At 51.6% G+C, this 23,953-nt stretch carries 13 protein-coding genes; 11 read left to right on the top strand and 2 right to left on the bottom strand.

Going from position 1 to position 23,953, the window contains the following annotated elements; genetic code table 11:
- Window positions 1-11: 11 nt before the first annotated feature.
- The 8 genes from BGO59_RS32510 (at window position 12) to BGO59_RS32475 (ending at window position 16,818) form a co-directional block, all read left to right on the top strand.
- On the top strand, window positions 12-3,488 hold the full coding sequence (locus tag BGO59_RS32510; RefSeq protein WP_293691286.1) for a TonB-dependent receptor: 3,477 nt from the start codon (window positions 12-14) through the stop codon (window positions 3,486-3,488).
- Between the two features lie 28 nt (window positions 3,489-3,516).
- Window positions 3,517-4,986 carry a RagB/SusD family nutrient uptake outer membrane protein gene (locus tag BGO59_RS32505; protein ID WP_293691284.1) on the top strand — a complete coding sequence of 490 codons (1,470 nt, stop codon included), beginning with the start codon at window positions 3,517-3,519 and terminating at the stop codon, window positions 4,984-4,986.
- 212 nt (window positions 4,987-5,198) lie between these two features.
- Entirely contained in the window at window positions 5,199-7,955 is a 2,757-nt protein-coding gene (locus BGO59_RS32500) for a hypothetical protein (RefSeq protein WP_293691282.1), read from the top strand.
- Window positions 7,956-7,972: 17 nt separating this feature from the next.
- Window positions 7,973-10,123: a hypothetical protein gene (locus BGO59_RS32495; protein ID WP_293691280.1), complete on the top strand. Its 2,151-nt coding sequence runs from the start codon at window positions 7,973-7,975 to the stop codon at window positions 10,121-10,123.
- A 255-nt stretch (window positions 10,124-10,378) separates the two neighbouring features.
- Complete coding sequence (locus BGO59_RS32490) at window positions 10,379-13,012, top strand: hypothetical protein (RefSeq protein WP_293691278.1); 2,634 nt, start codon at window positions 10,379-10,381, stop codon at window positions 13,010-13,012.
- A gap of 32 nt (window positions 13,013-13,044) precedes the next feature.
- Window positions 13,045-14,157 (top strand): hypothetical protein, encoded by a 1,113-nt coding sequence (locus tag BGO59_RS32485; protein WP_293691277.1) that lies wholly within the window; start codon window positions 13,045-13,047, stop codon window positions 14,155-14,157.
- A 110-nt stretch (window positions 14,158-14,267) separates the two neighbouring features.
- On the top strand, window positions 14,268-14,510 hold the full coding sequence (locus BGO59_RS32480) for a sigma factor (RefSeq protein ID WP_293691275.1): 243 nt from the start codon (window positions 14,268-14,270) through the stop codon (window positions 14,508-14,510).
- 202 nt (window positions 14,511-14,712) lie between these two features.
- On the top strand, window positions 14,713-16,818 hold the full coding sequence (locus BGO59_RS32475; RefSeq protein WP_293691273.1) for a PQQ-binding-like beta-propeller repeat protein: 2,106 nt from the start codon (window positions 14,713-14,715) through the stop codon (window positions 16,816-16,818).
- Window positions 16,819-17,029: 211 nt separating this feature from the next.
- Here the strand turns inward: BGO59_RS32475 and BGO59_RS32470 are convergent, their stop codons facing one another.
- Window positions 17,030-17,992, bottom strand: a complete 963-nt coding sequence (locus tag BGO59_RS32470) for a hypothetical protein (protein WP_293691271.1) — start codon at window positions 17,990-17,992, stop codon at window positions 17,030-17,032.
- A 329-nt stretch (window positions 17,993-18,321) separates the two neighbouring features.
- Between BGO59_RS32470 and BGO59_RS32465 the strand changes: the two genes are divergently transcribed.
- Complete coding sequence (locus BGO59_RS32465; RefSeq protein ID WP_293691269.1) at window positions 18,322-18,963, top strand: hypothetical protein; 642 nt, start codon at window positions 18,322-18,324, stop codon at window positions 18,961-18,963.
- Between the two features lie 41 nt (window positions 18,964-19,004).
- On the opposite strand, the gene BGO59_RS32460 is transcribed toward BGO59_RS32465, so the two are convergent.
- Window positions 19,005-20,585: a hypothetical protein gene (locus tag BGO59_RS32460; RefSeq protein ID WP_293691267.1), complete on the bottom strand. Its 1,581-nt coding sequence runs from the start codon at window positions 20,583-20,585 to the stop codon at window positions 19,005-19,007.
- Window positions 20,586-20,840: 255 nt separating this feature from the next.
- Here BGO59_RS32460 and BGO59_RS32455 point away from each other — a divergent pair, with 255 nt between their 5' ends.
- The gene (locus tag BGO59_RS32455; RefSeq protein WP_293691265.1) at window positions 20,841-21,638 is read left to right on the top strand and encodes a polysaccharide deacetylase family protein; all 798 of its coding nucleotides are present in this window, start codon (window positions 20,841-20,843) and stop codon (window positions 21,636-21,638) included.
- 7 nt (window positions 21,639-21,645) lie between these two features.
- Window positions 21,646-23,826: a glycoside hydrolase family 20 zincin-like fold domain-containing protein gene (locus BGO59_RS32450; RefSeq protein WP_293691263.1), complete on the top strand. Its 2,181-nt coding sequence runs from the start codon at window positions 21,646-21,648 to the stop codon at window positions 23,824-23,826.
- Window positions 23,827-23,953: the final 127 nt, after the last annotated feature.

Raw genomic sequence — 23,953 nt, 5'->3', positions numbered from 1 at the left:
CCGTCTCCTCTATGAAAAAGTGGCTATTATCCGGCTGCTCGGGGATCTTTTTGTTCTCATTCAGCCCTACGGTGGCCCAGGTACTGGCTACTGCGCATACCAGGCCGCCCGTTTTTCACCAGCAGGCCAGCCAGACCATGCGCCTGCAGGATGCACTCCTGGAATTGCAGCGGATGTACCGGGTCGATATTCTTTTTGAAGAAGACATGATGCAGCAGGTCGTGGTGCCTGCCAGTCTGCTCGACCGAAGCGCTACGCTGGAAAAAAATCTTCGTACACTGCTGCTACCAAATGGATTTCGGTATAAAAAACTATTGAAGGGTGGCTACGTAGTACGGCGGGGTACAGCGCCTGTTGAAGAGTCGTCACGCCCGAGAACGTCGGCTCAGGCCGATATGGCCCGAAAGCCCGATGAGCCAGCATCGGCAGACAATGAGAAGCATGAAGAAGCTGAATCGGCCAAAGTAGACCGGACCATCAGCGGGCGCACCACCGATGAAAAAGGGGAGGGGCTACCCGGTGTCAGTATTGTCATCAAGGGAACAACCCGAGGAACTACGTCGGATAAAGATGGACGCTATACCCTTCAGGTCCCCGACGGCAACCCGGTGTTGATCTTTTCGTTTCTTGGCTATCAGGCACAGGAGGTCACACTCGGGAATATGACCACCGTGAACGTAACCCTACAGGCCGATACCAAAGCCCTGGATGAGGTCGTCGTTGTCGGGTATGGTACCCAGCGACGGAAAGACCTGACGGGGGCCGTAGGTACCATCGAAAGCAAGGAGATTCAGGAAATGTCGGTTACCCGGATCGATCAGGCACTGCTGGGTAAAGTGGCGGGTGTACAGGTAAAGCCCGTCAGCGGGGAACCCGGCGCGGCACCCCAGATCCGAATCCGGGGCATTGGCAGTATTTCGGCCGGTGCCGGACCGCTTTACGTGGTCGATGGATTTCCGACCCAGACCATCGAGACCCTGAATCCCAACGATATCGAAAGCCTGGATATTCTGAAAGATGCCTCGGCAACGGCTATTTACGGTTCTCGCGGCTCTAACGGGGTTATTATCATCAATACCAAACGGGGCAAATCGGGTAAAGCCAGCGTCACCTTCGATGCCTATTACGGACTGCAAAAAGTGTCGAAGCTGCCCAAGTTTATGACTGCCCGCGAACAGGCCCAGTATTTTTATGATGGGGTCAAAAACCGGAATATCGACGGTGGCTTTAATGTGACAGGCCCTGCCACCAGTTGGAATTTTAAAATGCCACAGTTGATCGTGGATGTGCTGGAAGGTCGCAATACTACCGACGTTGAGCCGCTGGACGAGGTATTGCGGGTGGCCCCCCAGCAGCAATACCAGCTTTCGGCTACGGGCGGAACGGATGCCATCAAATACGCAGTCAGTGGGGAATATTTTAATCAGGATGGGCTGATCATCAACAGTAATTTCAAACGGTACTCGCTGCGGATCAATCTGGATGCAAAACTGTCTAACCGGCTGGCGCTGAAGGTGAACTTCAACCCGTCGTTTATCGACAAAGGGAACGTCAACTCAAGCGGGGTAACGGTAGGTGCTGGGGATTTCAGTGTGATGGGCGCTGCTACGTCGGTGAACCCGTTTTATCCGATCTATGACCAGAATGGCGATTATTTCTGGTATAACGGGCTCGAAGCCGTAGGGAACTTCAACAACCCGGCGGCTCTGGCCCGCGAGGTTAAAGACCGGCAACGGCGGATTGGCGTACTGGGCAACATCAGTGCCGAGTATAAAATCACTGACGATCTGCGGTTCAATGTGCTGGTGGGCGCTACGCTGCTGAGTAGCAAAGGGTCGCGGTTTGTTCCCCAATTGCCCGCTCTTTTCAACGAACCGGCCTCCGGTACCGATAACGCCGTTGCCACCTACAACTGGCTGACCGAGTATACGCTGAACTATACCAAAAGCTTTGGCAAACACAATCTGGTTGGCTTAGCGGGTTTTACGGCCCAGCAGGAAACGGGCGAATCGAACACCTTATCAAGTAATAAGTACCCCAACAACCTCGTACCTACCCTGAGTGCGGTCAGTGGCATTATTACCAACGGAACCTCCGAGCAATACCAATGGTCGCTGATTTCGTACCTGGCGCGGGTCAATTACAACTACAACAGCAAATACTACGTAACCGCGTCGATTCGTACCGATGGATCGTCCCGGTTTGGGAGCGACAATAAATACGGCGTTTTCCCATCAGCAGCTCTGGCTTGGCGGTTGTCTGACGAACCCTTTCTGCGCGATATGCGGTCGGTTTCTGAGTTGAAATTACGAGCGAGTTACGGTAAAACAGGGAACAACAACATTGGTAATTTCGAGCAGTTTGCGACCATCAGCTATCAGAAGTACCCCTTTGGCGAAACCCCGATTGCGGGCTTTATCCCTGGCCGACTGTCGAACCCATTGCTAACCTGGGAAACGCAGGAGCAGTTGAATGCGGGTGTCGATGCGGCCTTTTTCAATAATCGACTTCGGTTCAATATCGACTACTTCATTTCCCGCAATACCAACTTATTGCTCAATGTAAATACACCGGGCATCACGGGTTTCAGTACGGCGCTCAAAAACATTGGCGAGGTGAAAAATACGGGTTGGGAGTTTTCGATTGGAACGGTCAATACCACCAGCCGGGTCAAATGGACCACCGATTTCAATATTTCGACTTTCAAAAATGAGGTGGTGCGGCTAGGACCGACCGGCGATCCGATCATTTCGGGCGGCAACATTACCATGATCGGGCAGCCCATTGGTATGTTTTATGGCTGGCTCACCGACGGGGTATTTAAGAATCAGGCCGAAGTGGACCGGGGACCTGTTTTCAGTCCTGGGACAGCTTCTCGTTCCCGGCCCGGCGACCTGCGCTTTGTGGATGTGAGCGGAGCCAATGGCAAGCCCGATGGCGTGATCAACAGCTTCGACAAAACCATTATGGGCTCGCCTTATCCCGATTTTTATTACGGCATGACAAACCGTTTTTCCTATAAGAATCTGATTCTGAGCGTTAGTCTGCAAGGTGTGTATGGCAACCAGTTGCTCAGCATTGCCCGTCGGTCGACCTTTGCCACCCGCTCTCGTTTTCGCAATGCTGCGTCGCAGAACAATTACTGGAAATCGGAGCAGGACCCCGGCGATGGCAATACCCCGCGCCCGAACGATGCGCCCACCGGAAACGTGCGTGGTGAATATAGCCAGCGCTGGCTCGATACGGGTACGTACCTGCGTATCAATAATATATCGCTCAATTATACCGTACCCGACAAGCTGGTGCAACGAGCGAAGCTCGGCTCGCTCCGCATTTATGTGAATGCCAATAACCCGTTCATTTTCACGAAGAATCAGGGCTTTAATCCCGACGTCAGCAATGGCGATAACCCGCTCACACCGGGGATGGATATGAACGACTATCCGCTGCCGAAAAGCCTGATTCTGGGCCTGACTTTTGGTTTCTAACCCGTTTCGACATTAACCAATAAAGACTATGAAAGGTATAACCTGCACAGTAGGACTGGTATTCCTCCTGATGACGTCTTGCAATAAGAATTTTATTGAACTAACGCCCGTATCTACCGTCAGTGTCGATGTGCTGTATAAAACGGACAAGGACTTTCAGGATGCAGTAGTCGGTGTGTATAGTGGCTTTCGGGTGCCCTATCAGAACTTCTGGCAATTTGGCGACCTGCGGGGCGACGATACCAAGCACGATCTGGCCAATGGGCTGGAATCCATCCGGGTCGATAATTTCCTGACCGACTACAGCGATAATATTCTGCTCGCTAGCTGGCGCGGGTATTACAGTGTGATCACGAACGCCAATGCGATTCTGGCTAAAATTGGCACTGCCGATCCCGCTGTTGTGACCAATAAAGACCGGCACATCGGCGAAACCAAGTTTCTGAGGGCACTGGCGTATTTCAATCTGGTTCGGATTTTTGGGGATGTGCCGATGGTGACAGCACCCGTTACGATTGAAGACGCGTATAAAACGGGCCGTGAAAAAGTAGATAAGATCTACGACGAGGTTATTATCAAAGACTTGCTGGATGCGGAAACCAAACTGCCGGTAAAATATACCGGAACCGATGTGGGACGGGCAACCCGAGGGGCTGCTAAAGCGCTGTTAGGCAAGGTGTACCTGACCCGGAAAGATTTTGTGAAAGCCGAAGATAAACTGAAAGAGGTGACTACGCTGGGCTATGCGCTGCTCAAAAACTACAACGACCTGTGGGACTACACCAAAGATGAGCACCACAGCGAATATATTTTCGACATCGAGTACCTGGCTGGTGGGCTGGGGCTGGGCAGTACGTTTACCAATACATTTTCGCTCGAATTTCAATCGGGTGGTAAGGCACTGGTCGATGAGTTGTCCCGCATTTATGGGATTCTGCCCGGTGCTACGGCGGCTAGTGGCGGAAATCCAACAGCCGCCATGTTTGCGGTCTATGAGCCAAACGATCTGCGAAAAGATGTCAGTGTGGCTACGGGCGTTATCGGTGCCGATGGGAAATTTGTTGCCTTGTCCTCTACGGGCGTTACCTCGTTCAGTAAGAAATACATGGCCCCGCTGAAAGCCAATAACGACAGTCCGGCCAACTGGAAAGTACTGCGCTATGCCGATGTGCTGTTGATGCTGGCTGAAGCTATGAACGAAAATGGGAAAACGACCGAAGCACTCACCTATCTGAACCAGGTGCGTCAGCGAGCGGGAGTGCCTGCCCATGCTGGCTTAACCAAAGACGACGCCCGCGAAAAGATTTACCTGGAACGTCGGCGGGAGCTGTACCTGGAAGGCCACCGCTGGTTCGATCTGGTCCGTACCGGGCGGGCTTTATCGGTCATGGCGCCTTTCGGCATGAAGCCGTACATGACGGTGTTCCCCCTGCCCTTGACCGAGCTGGAAATTATTCGTAATCCCGCCGTTTTTGCCCAAAATCCGGGCTATGAATAGGTAATTGAGTGAATTAGCGATTGAGTGATTGAGCGAAAACGTCTCCGATGTGGTGTCAGATTCTTCAATCTGACAGGTTAGGTTTCTCAAAACCTAACGGTTCAATAGGCTTTGAGAAATCTAATTTGTCGCCAAGCCATCAGAACCGGGACCTATCTAAACGTAAATAGGTAAGTCAGGCTGGGGCCTGCGTTCTATTGGATTCAGAAGGAATGAATAACGAACAGGCTATAGTAGGTATGCAACAGGAAACCAATCCAGCGACGTCTCCACTGAGTCGGCGGCATTTTTTGAAACTGGCGGGACTCACCACCTTAAACACGGGATGGCCGGAGATAGGCGGATGGGCGTCGGGGGTTTCGATTGTCAGCAATCCGGACGATCCGGTGGCTGGAGCCGCTCCGGTGCAATGGGCCGCTAACGAACTGGAACAGGCACTCGCCAACCGGAACATTACCGTACAGCGTTGCACTCAACTGGCACAGGCAACATCCGGGAATCTGTGTATTGTCCTCGCTGGAGCCGATGCAACCGTAGCCCGTTCTGTTCTTAAATCGGCGGGAGCCAGCGTACCAGCTGTATCCGAAGCATTGGGGGTTGTAATGGGGCAGTCGGCCGGGAAATCGATTGTGCTGGCATGTGGACAGGATGTGCGTGGGCTGGTCTATGCCACACTTGAACTGGCCGACCGGGTAAGTTTCGAGACCCAGCCGTTAGCCTCCTTACGAAGTCAAAAGGTACTGGTGGAACAGCCTGCTAATCCGATACGGGGCCTGAATCGCTTGTTTGTCAGCGACGTAGAAGACAAAGGTTGGTACAACGACCGCGCCATGTGGCCCAACTACCTGACCATGCTGGCCACCCAGCGATTTAACCGATTCAACCTCAGTCTGGGCATTGGCTATGATTTTCTTCGGAATGTGACCGATGCCTATTTCCTGTTTGCCTATCCGTTTTTACTCTCGGTGCCGGGCTATAACGTCCGCGTGCCTGAGTTGTCGGATGCTGAGCGGGACCAGAACCTGGCCATGCTGAAATTCATCAGCGAGCAAACTGTAGCACGCGGTATGCAGTTCCAGCTGGGCTTGTGGATGCACGGCTACGAATGGATCAACAGCCCTAAACCGAATTATACCATTGCTGGACTGACAGCCGAAAATCATGGTGCGTATTGCCGGGATGCTGTCCGGATGTTGTTGCAGGCATGCCCGGCCATTAGTGGGGTAACATTCCGCATTCACGGCGAAAGCGGGGTGAACGAAGGAAGCTATAAATTCTGGCAGATGGTCTTTGACGGAGTGGCCACCTGTGGTCGTACGGTCGAGATCGATATGCATTCGAAAGGGATGGATCAGGCAATGATCGATGCGGCTGTTAGTACCAGGCTCCCCATCGTGATCTCGCCCAAATACTGGGCCGAGCATCTGGGCATGCCCTATCACCAGACCGACATCCGCGCCCTTGAGGTACCCGACCCGAAAAAGAGGACATCGACCCTGATGAACCTGAGCGAAGGCTCGCGGAGTTTTATGCGCTATGGCTATGGCGATCTGTTGAAAGAAAATCGACCGTATCGGGTCATACACCGCATCTGGCCCGGAACACAACGACTTCTGCTCTGGGGCGACCCATCGACGCAGGCGGCTCATGCCCGGGCCTTTGGGTTTAGCGGGAGTGCCGGAGCCGAATTGATGGAACCACTTTCGTTCAAAGGCCGACGTGGATCGGGTATTGCCGGGGGACGGTGTGGGTATGCCGATGCCAGCCTGGAGCCACGCTGGGATTGGGAAAAATACCAGTATAGCCTTCGTCTGTTCGGTCGTTTGCTATACAATCCCGACACGAACCCGGCGGTCTGGAACCGGTATCTGCAAAAAACGTTCGGTGCCGCCGGTGAGGGTGTGGAACAGGCACTGGCCAATGCCAGCCGGATTTTACCCATCGTACTCACGGCTCATGGCACCTCGGCGGGGAATAACACCTACTGGCCCGAGATGTACACCAATCAACCCATTGTCGATCCGACCATCAATGGCAGCGATAAGCACCTGTACGACACCCCCGCACCCAAAGTATTTGGCAATGTGAGCCCGCTCGATCCACAACTATTTCTGTCTATTAATCAATACGTCAGCGAGTTGCTCAAGGGTGAACACAGCGGTAAATATACACCCATAGAAACGGCCCAGTGGCTGGAGGATTACGCAGCTACCGCCGACCGGCATCTGACCCAGGCGGAAGCAAAAACGGCTGATCCCAAGCGTGCTGAGTTTCGACGGATGGCGATTGATGTGGCTATGCAGATTGGCCTGGGGCGGTTTTTTGCCAGCAAATTCCGGGCGGGGGTACTCTACGCCATTTTTGAACAAACCGGCGACCGGGCGGCTCTGGAGCAGTCATTGAAAGCGTACCGTTCGGCCCGAAGTTCGTGGGCGACGGTGGCTGATCTGGCCAAAGACGTTTATAAGTCCGACATACCCGTTGGCGAGCAGACGTTTTTACGCGGGCACTGGCTCGACCGCCTTCCGGCGATGGATCAGGATATTGCCGCTATGGCTACCAAACTGGAACAGGCTGGGGGGAATGAAAGCGCATCGGGCGCTCAGGCACAGGCAGCCATCCGGCAGGCATTGGGAAGGCCACAGCGTACAAAAGTTACCTGCCGTCATACACCGCCCCCGTCCTTTGCTGCCGGACAGCCAATTTCGCTCCAACTATCGGTCGATAGGCAACCGGCAAGCGTGCGTCTGTACTATCGCCATGTAAATCAGGCGGAACGGTACGAGTCTGTCGATATGCAACGGGTCGGGCAGGGCTATCAGGCAACGATTCCGGCTAGTTATACCGAGTCGCCTTACCCTATTCAATACTTTGTGGAAGGGAAAGAACCGACGGGAAGCGCCTGGCTATATCCGGGTTTCAATACCGATCTGACCAGCCAGCCGTATCTACTCGTTCGCCAGGGCTGATCGAAAATCATTTCGTTATGAAAAGAATAGGTCTTATTGCCAGCCTGCTTATCGGCTATAGCTCGTTCCTTCTGGCGCAAAAGCTGACGGTTCGCTACGACCCGGCCATCCCACAGGCCGTGTATGCTGCTCACCAGATCGAGAAGGCGGCTTCGGGGCTGAGCGCTAAAAAAGGATCGTCGGCCTACGAGGTCGTTCTGTCCATAAACCAGAAACAGGCTGAGAAAGAAGCGTTCTCCATTCGGCGGAGCGGCAATCGATTACTGGTTGAGGGAAGCGATACCAACGGGCTTATTTACGGGAGTTTGGCTGTTGTGGAAGACCTGCGCAATGGCGTATCACCCGCTCAGATCGCATCCTGTCAGGAAAAACCTGCGTTGCCGTTTCGGGCCATCAAGTTCAACCTGCCCTGGGACCCCTACCGGGAAGGCTATGCCATGACGCTCCATCAGGAAACCTGCCGCGACTTACATTTCTGGGAGTCGTTTCTGGATATGATGGCCGAAAATCGATTCAATGCGCTGACCCTCTGGAACCTGCACCCGTTTCCGTATATGATCCGGCCCCGCAACTTCCCCGAAGCCTGCCCATTCAATGATAACGAACTGACCGACTGGCAGACATTTTACCGGGGACTTTTTCGACTGGCAAAAGAACGGGGGATTGATACCTATCTGGTCAACTGGAACATTTTTGTGAGCCCAGAATTTGCCAAAGCCCATCACGTTGGTGTCGAAAACCCCGACGAGCGCATCCATTTTGGTGCTGCGGATACCTCAGCGATTATCAAGCGTTATACCCGCGAGTGCGTTCAGCAGGTACTCGAAGAATACCCTGATCTGACGGGATTAGGGTTCACGCATGGTGAGGCCATGGGCGGCATGACGCCCCAGCAGCGTCAGGATTGGTTTAGCGAAACGATACTGGAAGGTATCCGGCTGGCTAAGCGCAAAACAAAGCTGATTCACCGGGTTCCGCTCGAAGCGAACACGCGTGTAGGTGGGTCTACCAGCGTCGATACGGAACTGCTGACTCGGAAGGCGATGGAAGCGCTGGACTATCTGGATGGGCCAATCTGGGCCGAAATCAAGTTCAACTGGTCGCACGGGCATTCGTCGCCACGGCTCATAAAAGTACACGGGGGCAAGCTGAACGATACCTATTTCACGCCCGAGCCAACGAAGTATAAAATTGCCTGGATGGTCCGCAACGAAGATTTTTTCTGTCTGCGCTGGGGCGTACCCGATTTTATTCGGAAGCACCTGGCCACTAATAGTCAGTCGTATGTAGGCGGGTATTTCGTTGGGTCGGAAGGGTATATCCCGGCTAAAGATTATTTCACAAAACGCGAACCGGGCGAGGACGAACACTATGCGTTTGAACGGCAGTGGTTGTTCTATAAGCTTTGGGGGCGATTGCTCTATAATCCGAACACGCCCAATACCGTGTTCAGTCGTGAGTTTGTCCGGCGCTTTGGCCCTTCGGCTGCTTCACTGCTGGATGCGTCGGCACTGGTGGGTAAAACGCCCCTGCATATAGCCTCCCTGTATGATTTTACCTGGGATTTCTCCCTGTACAGCGAAGCGTTCATGTCGATCAACCGACGCGTGATGGAGTACATTTCCATTGATCGTCAGATTGCCCAACCCCCTGCCGACACGATGTATGTATCGGTGGCCGCCTATGTGAAAGCGATGGGTGCTAAAACGGCTATGGATGCCGGGAAAATCACCCCGCCACAGTTGGCGCAGATGCTGGAACAGGACAGCCGCAAGGCCCTGAAACTGACAGAACCCATTCGTGTTGGTAAAAATACCGCTTTTCGACAGGAGGTAGCCGACATCCAGGCATGGGCCAATCTGGGTTTGTATTTCGCCGAAAAGCTGAGAGGGGGTGTAGCGCTGGCAACCTATCGGCAAGCGGGTGGCGAAGCGAACAAACAGCAGGCCATCGATCATCTGGAAAAGGCGCTGGGGTATTGGGACGAAGTGGTTCGGATCACCCGGCCCATCTATGCCGATATGCCTTTAGCCGCCTATTCGTATCCGGCCGACGGGAAACGGGTACTGGTCGATACCAAACGGTATTTCCACTGGGAAAAACTACGGCCCGATGTCGCTCGTGATGTGGAGATCGCCCGCAAAGCGACGGTTGGTTCGCCGAAGTGATGGGTCAGAAATAGAAGTCAATAATGCCTAAAAATGAATGTAAGCAAATACGCGAAGTTAAAGTTAGGATGGCGTTTTGTGTGACCCCGTCGGGGTCAAATGTATATAGAAGCTATGATCGCTATAAACCTTTGACCCCGACGGGGTCACACAAAACGCCATTGTCGAACGTAGAACGTATTTATGCTTGACTCCTTCGTCATTATGACAAAACGCCCTTGTCGCATACGCTAAACTATTTATGCTTGAGCACTTATGAAAAAGCTCTTTTTTGCATGTCAGCCGTTTCTCCGTTTGGGGATTGCGCTGCTACTACTGTTTCCAATCGGAAGCTTTGCCCAGACGGTATCACTCGTAACCGATCCAATGGTTGGAGCGCCCGTTAGTCATGCGCTGACCAAAGTGATGGATGTGCTTAAGACCAAACAGGTTTCGGTCGAAAAAGTGGGGTCTGTTGAACAGGCTCACGGCAAAATGGTACTGGTAACCGGGCTGGCAATGGGATCGGGATCGGCTGCCCGGTTGCTGAAAGCCGGAAGTCGCCCGGCTCCCCGCAGTGCTGAAGCCTTAACCGTCTGGAAAACTACGCAGGCCGCCAAGCCCGTTTGGGTAGTAAGTGGTGCCGACGACCGGGGACTCATGTATGCTCTACTGGATGTGGCTGACCGAATTCAGTGGGCGAAAAACGCTCAGAATCCGTTGAGTGAACTGAAAGAAATAACCGAGAAACCGGCGGCTACTGAGCGGGCTGTTTCTATTTATACCATGAACCGGGCGTACTGGGAGAGCCGCCTGTATGATGAAGCCCATTGGGCACGCTATCTGGATGGACTGGCGCAAAACCGGTTCAATACCCTGGTCGTGATTTTTGGTTATGAGAATGGCGGGTTTCTGGCGCCGTGTTATCCCTACTTCTTCGATGTGGAGGGCTATCCTGATGTGAAAATGGTTGGTCTGCAACCCCAGCAACAGCAGAAAAATCTGGCGGCCTTCAATCGGCTGATTCAGATGGCCCACGACCGGGGAATTCGATTTACGGTTGGTATCTGGGATCATATTTACCGGGGCGGTGTGCAGGGGGGCGGTATTCCCGGTACGAAGGATGCGCCCGACAAACCCGTTCCGGGTCTGGTATGGGGCGTTACGGCCGATAACCTGACAGCCTATACCAAAGCGGCATTGGCTAAGTTTATTAAGCAAGTGCCTAATCTGGATGCCATTCAGTTTCGGATGCACAACGAATCGGGTCTGAAAGAAGGCGAACAGGAGAGCTTCTGGGCCGATGTGTTCCGTATGATGAAAACGACGGCCCCGAATCTTCGGCTGGATCTTCGGGCGAAAGAATTGCCCGAATCGGTGATTCAGAGTGCACAGGATATTGGGGTGAATTTCCGTATTACCACCAAGTTCTGGATGGAGCAGATGGGTATGCCGTACCACCCAACCCTTGTGAATCCCGATAAAAGTCCCATTCGACACAGCTACGCGCAACTACTTCGATACCCCAAAACCTACCGCATGCACTGGCGGCTCTGGAACGGTGGAACTAGCCGTATCCTGTTGTGGGGCGACCCGGATTACGTGCGTCGTTTTGCCGAAAGTACGCATCTCTACGATGGCGATGGGTTTGAAGTGAACGAACCGCTGGCGACTAAAATGGAGGCCCAGCCACACGATGCCCAACCGTTCGATCTGCTGTCGGCATCCTATCGCTACTATGATTGGGAGTTTGAACGTTACTGGCATTTCTTTCAGACGTTTGGCCGGATAGGCTACAATCCGGCTACCGATCCGGCCGTCTGGAACAACGAATTCAACCGTCGATTTGGTGAGAAAGCGGGTCCCGTTCTGGCAAAGGCGTTGCATCAGGCGAGCTGGATTCTGCCCCGCATCATTACGTCCAGCTACCCCTACAGCAGTTTTCCAACTACCCGTGGCTGGGCCGAAAAACAGCGATTGGGCGATCTGCCTTCGTTTGCCAAAGCCGAATTGAGCGATATGGCCCAGTTTGCCAGTTTCGATGAAGAAGCCAAATTCCGAACCGAAGGGGGCGAAACTGCACGCGTGTTGCCATCGGCCAATAGCCACTGGTTTCGGCAAACGTCCGAAACGTTGAATCAATTAATTGCCCAGGCCGAAAAGGCCGCAGGCTCTACGCGAAGCAAGGAACTGGTGTCGACCTTGACGGATTTAAAAATTCTGTCGAATCTGTCGCTGTACCATTCGAAGCGGATTCTGGCTGCGGTCAACTACCGGATTTTTGAGCGGACGCAGAACAAAGCGGCTTTGGACGAGTCGATTGCTAAAGAGCGGGAGGCTGTCAATGCCTGGCGGCAGCTAGTGACGGCTGCTGGAGATGTGTATACCGATAACCTGGCGATGGGCGTCTGCGTGGCTGATCTCTGCGGACATTGGCGGGATGAACTGGCGGCTCTGGAAAAAGGGCTGGCAAGTCTGGAACAGAAACGCAACACCTTACAGGCCGAAGCCAGTACGGCCCGAACAACGGCTGCTGGCAAACCCTTGCCCTACAAACCGCCTACCGATGCTGCCCTGCCCGATCTCTTCCAGGTCGTTCACAAGCCTGTAGCACCCGTTCCTGTGGGTAAACCAATTCCCGTTAGTATAACCGTCAGTGCTCCGGCGGGTATCAAATGGGTAAAGCTGCGGTATCGGAATGTGAATCAGGAATTGCCTTATCAAACGTTGGCGATGCAGCCCTCGGGTAGTGCTAAAAACAACTATACGGTAAGCGTACTGGCAGATCAGATCAATCCTAAATGGGATTTTATGTACTACATCGAGATCATGGATAAACAGGGCAGAGGTAAAATTTATCCTGATTTTAATAAGGAAACGCCCTATCGCATCGTGCAATTGATCCGTTAAAACGCGTCCTCACTCTTTAACCCTTCAGATAGATGAACGTATCCCTTATCCTTCTGGCCAGTTATTTCTTCGCGGCTTTGCCCACCGAGAATCCAGGTTTACTCAATCGACGCTTGCCCGGCCATCCAGCTAAACAAGCTTTGGCAGATGAACCCTTAAAAAAGCGGAAAGCAGGCAGTCCGCTCGATCAGTTGCCGAAAAATATTCAGGTCCTAACCCGGTTTGGGGAGCGGGCCGATTTTTCGCCTGATAACAAGCGGATTGCGTTTATGGCTAAAAGCTTTGGCGATGCGATGGTGCTCGATCTGGCAACCCGGCAGGTGAAATGCCTGACCTGCAATGTGCCTGCAGCGGTTTTTTTACGGGTCATGCACCTGGCCTCTGGCGATTACATTCTGATTGGGCCTGAGAAATTCGAAGATATCCGCGTCAGCCGATCCCGCGATAATGAACTCTGGTTCCTGAGCAAAGAGCCAGGTTCAAAACCCGTGAAGCTGGGCGTACACATGAGCGAGGGTATGGCTATCTCGAAGAAGAGTATGAAAATCGCGTATTCGCAGGTGCACGATCAGGCCCCCGACTTACCCGAAAAAGCCTCCCGGCTGGTGGTCTGCGAGGTCGACCTGTCTGGTGGAACGCCCAAATTAGTCAACAAAAAGGTTGTTTACGAAGGAGATGGCTACCCGTATGAAGCACAGGATTTTTTTGATAATGACACCAAAATGACCTTTGTGCGGTATGAGCCGGTACGGGATGAGGCTGGCAAACAGATCAATATCAACGCATCGGTCATGACCCTCGATCTGAAAACAAATCAGGTGGTCAACCATTCGCAGAAACCCCAAACCTATAACGAATGCGAAGGCATTTTTCCCGATGGAAAGCATACGCTGGTTGAAGCCGATCGCCAGTGTGATTGGCTGGGTGGAAAGCGCGGCCCTTCGAACATCGACATCTGGAAGCTGAAACTCGATGGCACCGGAAAAGATTTTGTCCGGCTCACCAACTTCAATGATTACGAAGGCGGTAAGGCATCGAATCCGGTTGTATCGTCAGATGGTAAGTATATGGCGTTTCAGCTTGCCAATACCGCCGATCCGGCTGGGGTCGGCTATGGATTACTGTTGTATTCGTTCGGGAAATAAGCGGCCCACTGATGCCTTGCACCGGGGAGAAACCGACTGATGAGCCGGAAAATTGTATCACCGATTGGTTAGGGAGTAGCCTGAATTCGGAAACGGATTCGATAATTCGGATGGCATTTGACGTAGATCCAGATCTGGGGATTACGCTATTGTTCCAACGGTATTACGTCTCACTATGTAGTTATGCGTTTCGAACGGTTCTGTCTGAAGAAAAAGCCGAATACATTGTGTCTGATGTGTTTTACGAGTTTCACCGCCAGCGTCGGTTTTTAACCATGACCACGTCGTTTCGAACCTTCTTATTCACAGAGGTTCGAAACCGATTACTAAATAGCCGTTTGACCCGACTCTGACCTGGGTTCGCTGGATGTTAACCACCGTACTAATACCTGAAGCAACGTGGGGCTTGACGTAGAAAATAGAGAAACGGTAGGTAGCGAAGTCAGTAAAAAGTAATGCTGACTGAGTTTTGCTGTTACTGAGCTACATACACCGAAAGTTTACTGCAACTTTTGGTCATTTTGTGTTCATGTATACGTTCTGCTAAACCGACTCATGAAGCGCTTCTCCTACCTCACCTTACTGCTATCTGTTGGTCTACTCAGCCTGACCGAAAAGCCCGCTACCACCGACTGGCCTGAATACAACGGCGGGCCCGATCGCAACCATTTTTCACCGCTTACCCAACTGAATCCTGGCAATGTGGCTGGGTTAAAGGTTGCCTGGGAATATGCATCGGGTGGGGTCGATACACTTAAAAACAATACCCAAATTCAGTGCAACCCGCTCATCATTGATGGTGTGCTGTATGGGGTTTCGGCAGGCTCGCAGGCCTTTGCCCTCGATGCGGCCACGGGCAAACAGCTTTGGAAAACGAATTTTACCGACGATACCTTCGCTATGAACAGCCGGGGTGTTACGTACTGGACTGATGGACGGCAGGCCCGGATTTACTTCGCCTATGGCTCGCTGCTCTACGCCCTTGATGCCCGAACCGGAAAACCAGTCGCCAGTTTTGGCAAAGGCGGAAAAATCAACCTGAAAGAAGGGCTTGCCCGTCCCGGAGCCGACGAGTACGTAGTGAGCAACACGCCGGGTGTAGTCTATAAAAATCTGCTCATCATGGGGCACCGGGTGTCGGAAATTGCCCCGGCCTTGCCCGGCGACGTGCGTGCCTATGACCTGCATACGGGGCGGATCGTCTGGACATTTCACACCATTCCGCACCCCGGCGAGTACGGGGCCGACACCTGGCCGAAAGACGGCTACCGCAACTTCGGTGGCGCTAACAACTGGATGGGTATGGCCATCGACCGGCAGCGTGGCATCGTCTACGTGCCCACAGGAACGGCAGCCTTCGATTTGTACGGCAGCACCCGGCCCGGGCAGAACCTGTTCGGCAACAGTCTGATCGCTCTCGACGCGACTACAGGCAAGCGACTCTGGCATTTTCAGACGATCCACCACGACATCTGGGATCGTGATATTCCGGCTCCGCCTAATCTATTCACCGTTGTTCACGATGGCAAAAAGGTGGATGCTGTTTCGGTATTATCCAAACAAGGCTTCCTGTTTGTGTTCGACCGTGTCACAGGTAAACCGCTGTTTCCGATTGAAGAGCGACCCATGCCTGCGTCTACTGTTCCGGGAGAAAAGGCCTGGCCCACCCAGCCAATTCCCCTCAAACCCGCGCCTTTTACCCGACAATCGTTTTCAGAAAGCGATATTAACGACTTTGTTACCGACCGCGATACGATCGTAGCCCAGCTCCGGCGCTGGCAATCGGGAAAAGAGTTTATTCCGCTTCCTCTGAGCCCTAACCGGACCGTGTTTTTTCCCGGCACCGATGGTGGGGCACAGTGGGGCGGGGCCGCAGTAGATGAAGCCGGCATTATGTACGTTCCGGCCAAGCAAATTCCGGTCACTATGGGACTCGTTCCGACCCCTGCCAGTCCGACATCAGCCGCAGTCGTCGACCGTACGGGTAGCCAGCTCTACCAGACACATTGTGCCTCCTGCCACGGTCAGGACCGCGAAGGGAGCCACGACGGCAGCTATCCGGCCCTGATCCGCATTTCCCAAAAACGCAACGAGACGTCGGTGGCTCAGGTTCTGGCCAAAGGCCAGGGCATGATGCCTGCCTTTACCCATCTGAAAGAAGCCGAACGCAGAGCCATCGTAGATTTCCTGTTCGGCAAAACAACGTCTGTGGCTAGCAAGGAAGACCTGAATACATCACCCTACCACCATACCGGATTTACCCGCTGGTACGACCGGGCCGGGTACCCCGTGAGTCGCCCGCCCTGGGGCACGCTGACGGCAATTGATATGAATACGGGTGAGCACCGTTGGCAAGTCCCGCTGGGGGAGTACCCTGAATTAGTAGCGAAGGGCGTACCCCCGACGGGCACCGACAACTACGGGGCTCCGGCCGTCACGGCGGGCGGGTTGCTCTTCATTGCCTCCTCGCGCGACGAGCTAATTCGGGCTTTCGACCGCAAAACGGGCCGTGAACTTTGGCGGGCCAAACTGCCTGCTGCCGGGTATGCTTCGCCCAGTACCTATGCGGTTAATGGCAAGCAATATGTGGTGATTGCCTGCGGGGGTGGCAAACTTAAAACGAAATCGGGGGATCGGTACGTGGCGTTTGCTTTACCGTAAACAACCCCTGTGTCGGTAAGCGGTTGGCCAACGTTGGGATAGAGCAAGAAGCGGCCAGGTAATTTTGAGAGCGGACTATCAAAATTACCTGGCCTGTAACCCAACCGATTTGACCGTAGGGCTTTCCGTCAATTCCTGAATACGATCTTGTCAAAAAAAGCTGCTTACAATGGAGCAGTAAACCCAAATCTGTGTTAGGGGAGTAGGTGTTTTACTGGTTATACACAAACTCTACTGTACTAACCTGGCGTTCATCCCGGTAAATAGCAACGCGGGACGGATACCCATCTGAACGATAGCTGTAATCGTACTGCCACTGGACACGGCTTCCTTCGGAGTTTGTTGAAGAGGCTGTAACGGTGTTGTTAACTGCTATCAAGTCAAGGCCATTCAGATCGCCAAAGTCGAGCGGTTGAATATCGCCGGTCGTGCGAAACGGATTTGGGTTTTGGTCGTAGCTATAGCGAACGGCTTCCCATCGGTTGTTAAGCAGGCCTGTTCGGCGAAGGATAACATTGCCCGATTCATCGCGACGGTACAGCGTGTACTGACTCAGAACACCTTTCTGGTCTGTTTTTTCATCCCAGATCAGCAGACCAGCCTGGCTGAATCCTAAACGAGATACCGTTGTGCCGGGCTTCTGATACCCGTCCAGAAATTCGATAGCGGTTGTTTTTTGAATCCAGCCAGCACTATCGGCCAGTGTGCTTACGGTGCTGGGCCGCAGCTCGTTCTTCCGTGGATAGCTCGTCAAGGCATTAACCTCCTTGTTGATCTCCGAGACAATTTTAGTTGGTTTACCCGCTTCGTAACTATACGTGAACTTTTTATAGATATGCGTTCCATCGGTGTAATAATCAGTTCGTTCGGCCAAACGTCCCTGATCGTTGTACAGATAGTTACGAATAGGCCGACCATTGTACAGAACACGGGTTAACCGGAGCGCTGTGTTGAGTTGATAGGCGTTGCTGTATGGAAACTGACGAACCGTATTAGCATCGCCAAAGGCAGGCCGGTAAGCCGCTATCGAATCAGGTGTAAGTGGGTCCGACGATTGCCGGGCGGCTGCTGAGGCTAGTTGCTGGTCGGGCTGAACGGGTTCATCGCCCCGAGACTGGCAGCCCATTTGTAAACCAGCCAAAACGGCTAATGAGAGAAAAAGACGCTTATCCATGGCTTTACAGAATTAAGGTATCATGCGACAAGGTGTCTTAATACAACGCATTTTGGGCAGATAGGTTGTATTTTTTAGGATTAGTGATCGTCTGTTTACTTATCCTATGGCCAAAGTAGGCTCATTGAAAGCCACTTAATGAATGCGACTGCTCTTAGGTTGATATCGTATTGGAGAATGGATGATGAGCATAGCGTAAGGAGAATACAGGTTTTCATCTATACGCTGAAATATAGGTATTCCTGTAACTGGAATACAGGCTTTTCGCTATTTCAGCCGCCAGGGGCAACGGCCAACTTTGTATCGTTCACCAAAACAAAATCTGAGCGATGAAAACCTTACTGCTTTTGCTTCTATCTACTTGTTTATTAGGCCTATCAGTTAGTTATGCCCAACGAAAAACAGCGAACCGGACAATCGATGAAGTCCTGACCGATTACATCCGGGCTGTAGAAACCCACGATACCACCCTGCTGGCTGACTGCTTCCATTCGAGTGTATTTCCGCTTTTTGAAACAACTCGACAGGGATTTGCCAACCAGATTTTTACAAGTATCAACAAGATTGGGTTTACGGTTCATTTCGAACGAGCTCCCTATCAGTCCATAAAAAAAGAATATACTGTGGATCAAATCGCGTACCAATCGCTTGGGGTTGTCTGGAAAGCAAGCTGGCGGGTAAAAGCGGGCTCAAAAGACGGCCCGGAACTGAAAAAAATGGCTGAGATTTACCGATCAATGTACAAGAATATGCAGGAGGTTTACCAACTGACGTATAATATCCCTGCCGATGTTGAACTGGTATCGCTCAACGAAAAGAAAGGGGAGTTAGTCGTCTTACAGCCTGAAACGAATCTGTTTGTGTATGAAAAATCGAAACGCGAATGGCGGATGGTTCCCCGCAATTATTCGGCCCTCCAAATGATGTCGGCTGCTTCGTCAACAAAACCGAAGACTACTAAAAAGCGGTAAAGGGCAAGCGTCGTAACTTGCCCAGCCGGAAAGGCAGCGAATCACTTCTGTTTTAATAGCTGATCCAGTTTTTGCTCCAGGGCTTCCTGCTTTTGTTTCAGCTTCTGTAGCTCCTGTTGCTGTTGCTGGTTCGTTTTCTCAAGTTGTATGCTGTAGAGTGTTAATTCCTCTACTTTTTCCAGCAAGGTAGCGTTCATTTGAACTAGGCCAACACCGTTATCAATTATCTGTTGGGCGGAAGGAACATTGGGTAAATGGCCGTGTTGGTGAATATAATCGGCAACAACAGATAATGGGCGAAGGTGGTACGATGGGCTGAACACCTTATCACTCCATTCATCGGCATGAGTAATACGGAGTTGATAGCCTGCTTTGACCACATCCCCCTTTTCGTTGACGGTTAGAAATTGATCCGTGGCTTTGACGGGTTTGCTTTGACTGGTCAGATTCGTTAGCCGTAGGCCGCTGGCATCGACAGCTTCACTGACTACTTCCAGCCGGGCGGTAGGGGCGGATGTGCCAATTCCGACATTAGCATTGCGGCCTAACACGACAGCATTACTAACTGCTACATGAGCATTGGCACCAATAGCCGTTGCATTGTGCAAAGCCATCGATTCTGCGCTGCTATAATGTCCAATGAGTGTATTGTTTCCTCCGGCCCAGAGTCCTCCACCGGCTTCTCCTCCAATAATGACATTGTGATTTCCGCTACCATCACCCGCTTGAGCGTTATATCCCATCAGCACATTATCATCACTGGTTGTTATGGTCGTACCAGAATTTGGACCAATGATGATGTTATTATTGCCCGTTGAGGTATTATAGCCAGCTCGATATCCTAATAGGGTATTTTGTATACCTGTAGTATTTCCCTCACCTGCTCCCCACCCATAAAATGAATTGCGCCCCCCTGATGTATTTTTACCGCCAGCTCCATAGCCCATAAACGAATTTTCGCTTCCTGTTGTGTTGGTGTAACCTGCAAATGAGCCCATAAATGAATTTTCGCGGCCAGTTGAGTTAAACCCACCAGTCGCAAAGCCGATAAAAGAATTGTAACTTCCCGTCGTACTATTAAGCCCTGCATTTTGGCCGATAAAGGTATTCTGGCTTCCAGAAGTATTATACAAACCTGCTGCGTTACCGAAAAAGGAATTGCCATATCCTATTGTATTCGACAAACCTGTCTGGGTGCCCATGAATGTATTGCCAAAGCCAGTACTATTCGAAATACCAGCTTTAGATCCTACAAATGAATTGTTTTCGCCAGTTGTATTGTTATAACCAGCTTCAAAGCCCAGAAAGGAATTATTATTGCCCGTTGTATTATAAAGGCCAGCCTGCATACCAATAAAAATATTATTGCTGCCTGTTGTGTTGGCATTACCCGAGAGTGAACCGGCAAAAACGTTACTCCAGCCGCCTGTCGTTTTAGCCCCAGCCTGAAAGCCTAAGAAAGTATTATAAAGACCTGTTATAGTCGAGTTGCCAGCCTGTATACCTACTATTGTATTGTTCGTACTGGGTGTATCTGAGGAAGGAGAAGTAGCAATGTAGTTGTTCTGGGCTGATACGAGATTACTGACTAGTAAAAAAAACAAAGGTATGAGTCTTTTCATTGATAGTGATGGGATGTAACTGTTTTTATCCGTGAGCAATTTAGTTGAATTTTGATTGACTAATTGTTTAATTGTTTTTTTGAAGTTGTTTTGGTTACTTAATAGGGCAGATTTGGGCCCTTAGTTGCAGTCAGCGTTTCTCCTTCATAAAAAATTTGTTTTTTTTATACTTCCAGTAAATACATCGTCATACTAGCTTCATTTAGTTTAAAGTTGGCTAACGTTCGTTTCTCATCAGTATTAATGAAAAATTACATGAAAAAAGTAGCGTTATTATATCTGTACCTGTTTGTGTACATATCTGCCAATGCTCAGCAGAAGGGCGTCTGGAATGGTAAAAAATGTGCCGTGGTCCTAACCTACGACGATGCTTTACAGGTTCATCTGGATAATGTGATTCCGGTTCTGGATTCGCTGGGTCTGAAAGGAACATTCTATCTGTCGGGATACTTTCCGGGGTTTGTCAACAACCTGAACCGCTGGAAATCAGCGTCTGATAAAGGACATGAGCTGGCAAATCATACATTGTTTCACCCCTGCGCGGGCGACCGACCGGGCCGTGAATGGGTCAATCCCAATTACGATCTGAGCAAATACACCGTTAAGCGGATGACGGACGAGATGAAAATGACCAACGTCCTGCTCAACACGCTCGACGGACAAAAAGCCCGAACCTTTGCGTATCCCTGTGGCGATACCAAAATTGGCGACGTGGATTACTACAAAACCGCTGAAGCCGATTTTGTAGCGGCCAGGGGTACAACCAGCGAAATGAAACCGATTACCGAAATCAACCTGGCCGATGTTGGCTCCTACGCCATCAATGGGCAGTCGGGCGAGCAGTTAATCGAACTGGTCAAAAAAGCGCAGGCAAGTGGTTCATTGCTGGTATTTCTGTTTCATGGTGTGGGTGGAGGACATTCGTTGAATGTGGCTTTGCCAGAGCATAACAAGCTATTGCGGTATCTGAAGCAAAACCTGGGCGACATCTGGGTGGCTCCGTTCATCGACGTTGTCCGGTATGTGAAGAGTAAGCAGGTAAGTCAAAAATGACCTAGCTATGAGCCACAAGCACCTGACGCTGCTCCTGCTTTCACTGGCCTGTTCGTTCACGGCATTGGCCCAACGGGTAGTTATTCAACAAACACAACCATCACCGCAGAGTCGGTATGCCGCTAGTCAGCTTGCGAAAGCACTTACGTCGAAACACTATACCATACTCAGGGAGAAGGCTGGGGATGCCGATTATGCCATTCGGCTTGAACCCGTCAACACCACACTCGGATCTGAAACGTATAGAGTAGACCGTCAGGGGCGTCAGCTACTTGTTACAGGTGGCGATGCACGAGGATTAATCTATGGATGTCTGTCGTTGGTCGAAGCCATTCAGAACGGAACATCGTTAGCGAAAATCACGTCCAGCAGCGAAAAGCCCCATTTGCCATTGCGGGCCATAAAGTTCGACCTGCCCTGGGATACGTATCGCCATAGCTATGCCCTTGACCTGCATTACGACACCTGCCGCGATACGTTGTACTGGAAAGCGTTTCTGGATATGATGGCCGCCAATCGGTTCAATGCGCTGAGTCTTTGGAATCTGCATCCATACACCTTTATGATTCGGCCGACGAATTTTCCGGCGGCTATCCCTTTCAACGATCAGCAACTGGCCGAATGGCAAGCGTTGTTTCACGCTATTTTTCGGATGGCGCACGAACGGGCTATTGATACGTACCTGGTGCCTTTCAACATCTTTACGAGTCCTGAATTTTCGAAAGCGTACAACGTCAATCCAAAGCTCAATAATCTGGAACACCACCATTTTATCGATGGCGACACGTCGGCGATTGTTAAACGCTACACGCGTGAGTGTGTTACCCAAGTGTTGCAGGAGTATCCTGAACTGACCGGCTTTGGCCTGACATTGGGCGAAGCCATGGGCGGCATGACACCCCAGCAGCGCGAAGAATGGATGAAGTCGACCATCATTGAAGGGATGCGGTTGGCCGGACGGAAAACCAAACTAATCCACCGGATTCCGTTCTCAAGCACGACGGGTTCGCTGGGCGTTACCAGCATCGATACCGAAAAACTGACCCGAAAATCGATTGAAAGCGAAGGGGATCTACCGTTTATCGAAGGGCCTGTCTGGGCTGATCTGAAATACAATTGGTCGCACGCGCACTCAACGCCTAAACTGGTGAAAGTGCATGGCGGGAAGTTATACGACACCTATTTCAAGCCATTGCCCACGGCCTACAAAATCACCTGGACGGCCCGTAATGAGGATTTTTTCTGTCTGCGCTGGGGTGCGCCTTCGTTTGTGCGGGCGCATATTGCCGAGAATAATCAACCGTATGTGGGCGGCTATTTCCTTGGCTCAGAGACGTACATTCCGGCCAAAGATTACTTCACCACCCCCGGCGGTCCCGTCGACTGGAAGTTTGCGTTTGAGCGGCAATGGCTGTTTTATAAACTCTGGGGACGATTGCTTTACAACCCCGCCACGCCCGATGCCCTCTTCAAGGCCGAATTTGTCCGACGGTATGGCTCGTCGGCCGCTTCGTTGCTGGAAGCCTATGCATTGGCCTCATCGACCCCGCTTCGACTGGCAGCCGACTTCGACTTTACCTGGGATTTTTCGCTGTATAGTGAAGGCATGATGGCTTTCGATGCGGCTAAAAATGTGGCCTATATCTCCGTCAATCAGCAGATTACCCAACCAACACTCGATCCAAACTATGTATCGGTGGCCGATTATGTGAAAGCAAAAAATACAGGCGCAGCATTCGGGTCAGAAAAAATAACCCCGCCTGTGTTGGTCAGTATGCTTGAAACGGATTGCCAGAAAGCCTTACAACTGGTCAGGTCGATTAATACCTTATCGAGTCGGTCGCTTTTGTATGAGGTGGCCGATGTAAAGGTGTGGTCCAATCTGGGACTACATTTTGCCGAAAAGTTGAAAGGCGCGGTTGCCTTGCAAACCTACCGGACTACCGGGCAGGAAGTACAGAAACAGGCCGCCATTCAGCACTTGAAAGAAGCCCTCCGTTATTGGGATGAGGTCATTGCCATTACGCGTCCACTGTACAACGACATGCCGTTGGTCCATCTGACCGAACAGAAAGGCCACACCTGGGCCGAAAATAATCAACTCCGCTTCCACTGGGAAAAACTCCGCCCCGATGTGGCCCGCGATATTATCGTCGCTGAACAGGCACAACCCGATTTGCGAAACTAGTGCAATCGGGTATTTCTGTGGTGTCAGATGCTCACATCTGACACAAGGAGGTTTCTCAAAAACCGATATAGATGAGATTTTGAGAAACCTCCCTGTGTCGGTTATAAGTAACCGACACCACAATGGC

This window comes from Spirosoma sp. 48-14 (genome assembly GCF_001898575.1).
In the GTDB taxonomy this organism is placed as follows: Bacteria; Bacteroidota; Bacteroidia; order Cytophagales; family Spirosomataceae; genus Spirosoma.
Note: the sequence above shows the minus strand (reverse complement) of the source record. Positions and strands in the feature narration are given on the sequence as shown.

Bases quoted from the DNA above. Each gene is read 5' to 3' on its own strand.
- BGO59_RS32510 (WP_293691286.1), top strand. From the start codon at position 12: ATGAAAAAGTGGCTATTATCCGGCTGCTCGGGGATCTTTTTGTTCTCA.
- BGO59_RS32505 (WP_293691284.1), top strand. From the start codon at position 3,517: ATGAAAGGTATAACCTGCACAGTAGGACTGGTATTCCTCCTGATGACG.
- BGO59_RS32500 (WP_293691282.1), top strand. From the start codon at position 5,199: ATGAATAACGAACAGGCTATAGTAGGTATGCAACAGGAAACCAATCCA.
- BGO59_RS32495 (WP_293691280.1), top strand. From the start codon at position 7,973: ATGAAAAGAATAGGTCTTATTGCCAGCCTGCTTATCGGCTATAGCTCG.
- BGO59_RS32490 (WP_293691278.1), top strand. From the start codon at position 10,379: ATGAAAAAGCTCTTTTTTGCATGTCAGCCGTTTCTCCGTTTGGGGATT.
- BGO59_RS32485 (WP_293691277.1), top strand. From the start codon at position 13,045: ATGAACGTATCCCTTATCCTTCTGGCCAGTTATTTCTTCGCGGCTTTG.
- BGO59_RS32480 (WP_293691275.1), top strand. From the start codon at position 14,268: ATGGCATTTGACGTAGATCCAGATCTGGGGATTACGCTATTGTTCCAA.
- BGO59_RS32475 (WP_293691273.1), top strand. From the start codon at position 14,713: ATGAAGCGCTTCTCCTACCTCACCTTACTGCTATCTGTTGGTCTACTC.
- BGO59_RS32470 (WP_293691271.1), bottom strand. From the start codon at position 17,992: ATGGATAAGCGTCTTTTTCTCTCATTAGCCGTTTTGGCTGGTTTACAA.
- BGO59_RS32465 (WP_293691269.1), top strand. From the start codon at position 18,322: ATGAAAACCTTACTGCTTTTGCTTCTATCTACTTGTTTATTAGGCCTA.
- BGO59_RS32460 (WP_293691267.1), bottom strand. From the start codon at position 20,585: ATGAAAAGACTCATACCTTTGTTTTTTTTACTAGTCAGTAATCTCGTA.
- BGO59_RS32455 (WP_293691265.1), top strand. From the start codon at position 20,841: ATGAAAAAAGTAGCGTTATTATATCTGTACCTGTTTGTGTACATATCT.
- BGO59_RS32450 (WP_293691263.1), top strand. From the start codon at position 21,646: ATGAGCCACAAGCACCTGACGCTGCTCCTGCTTTCACTGGCCTGTTCG.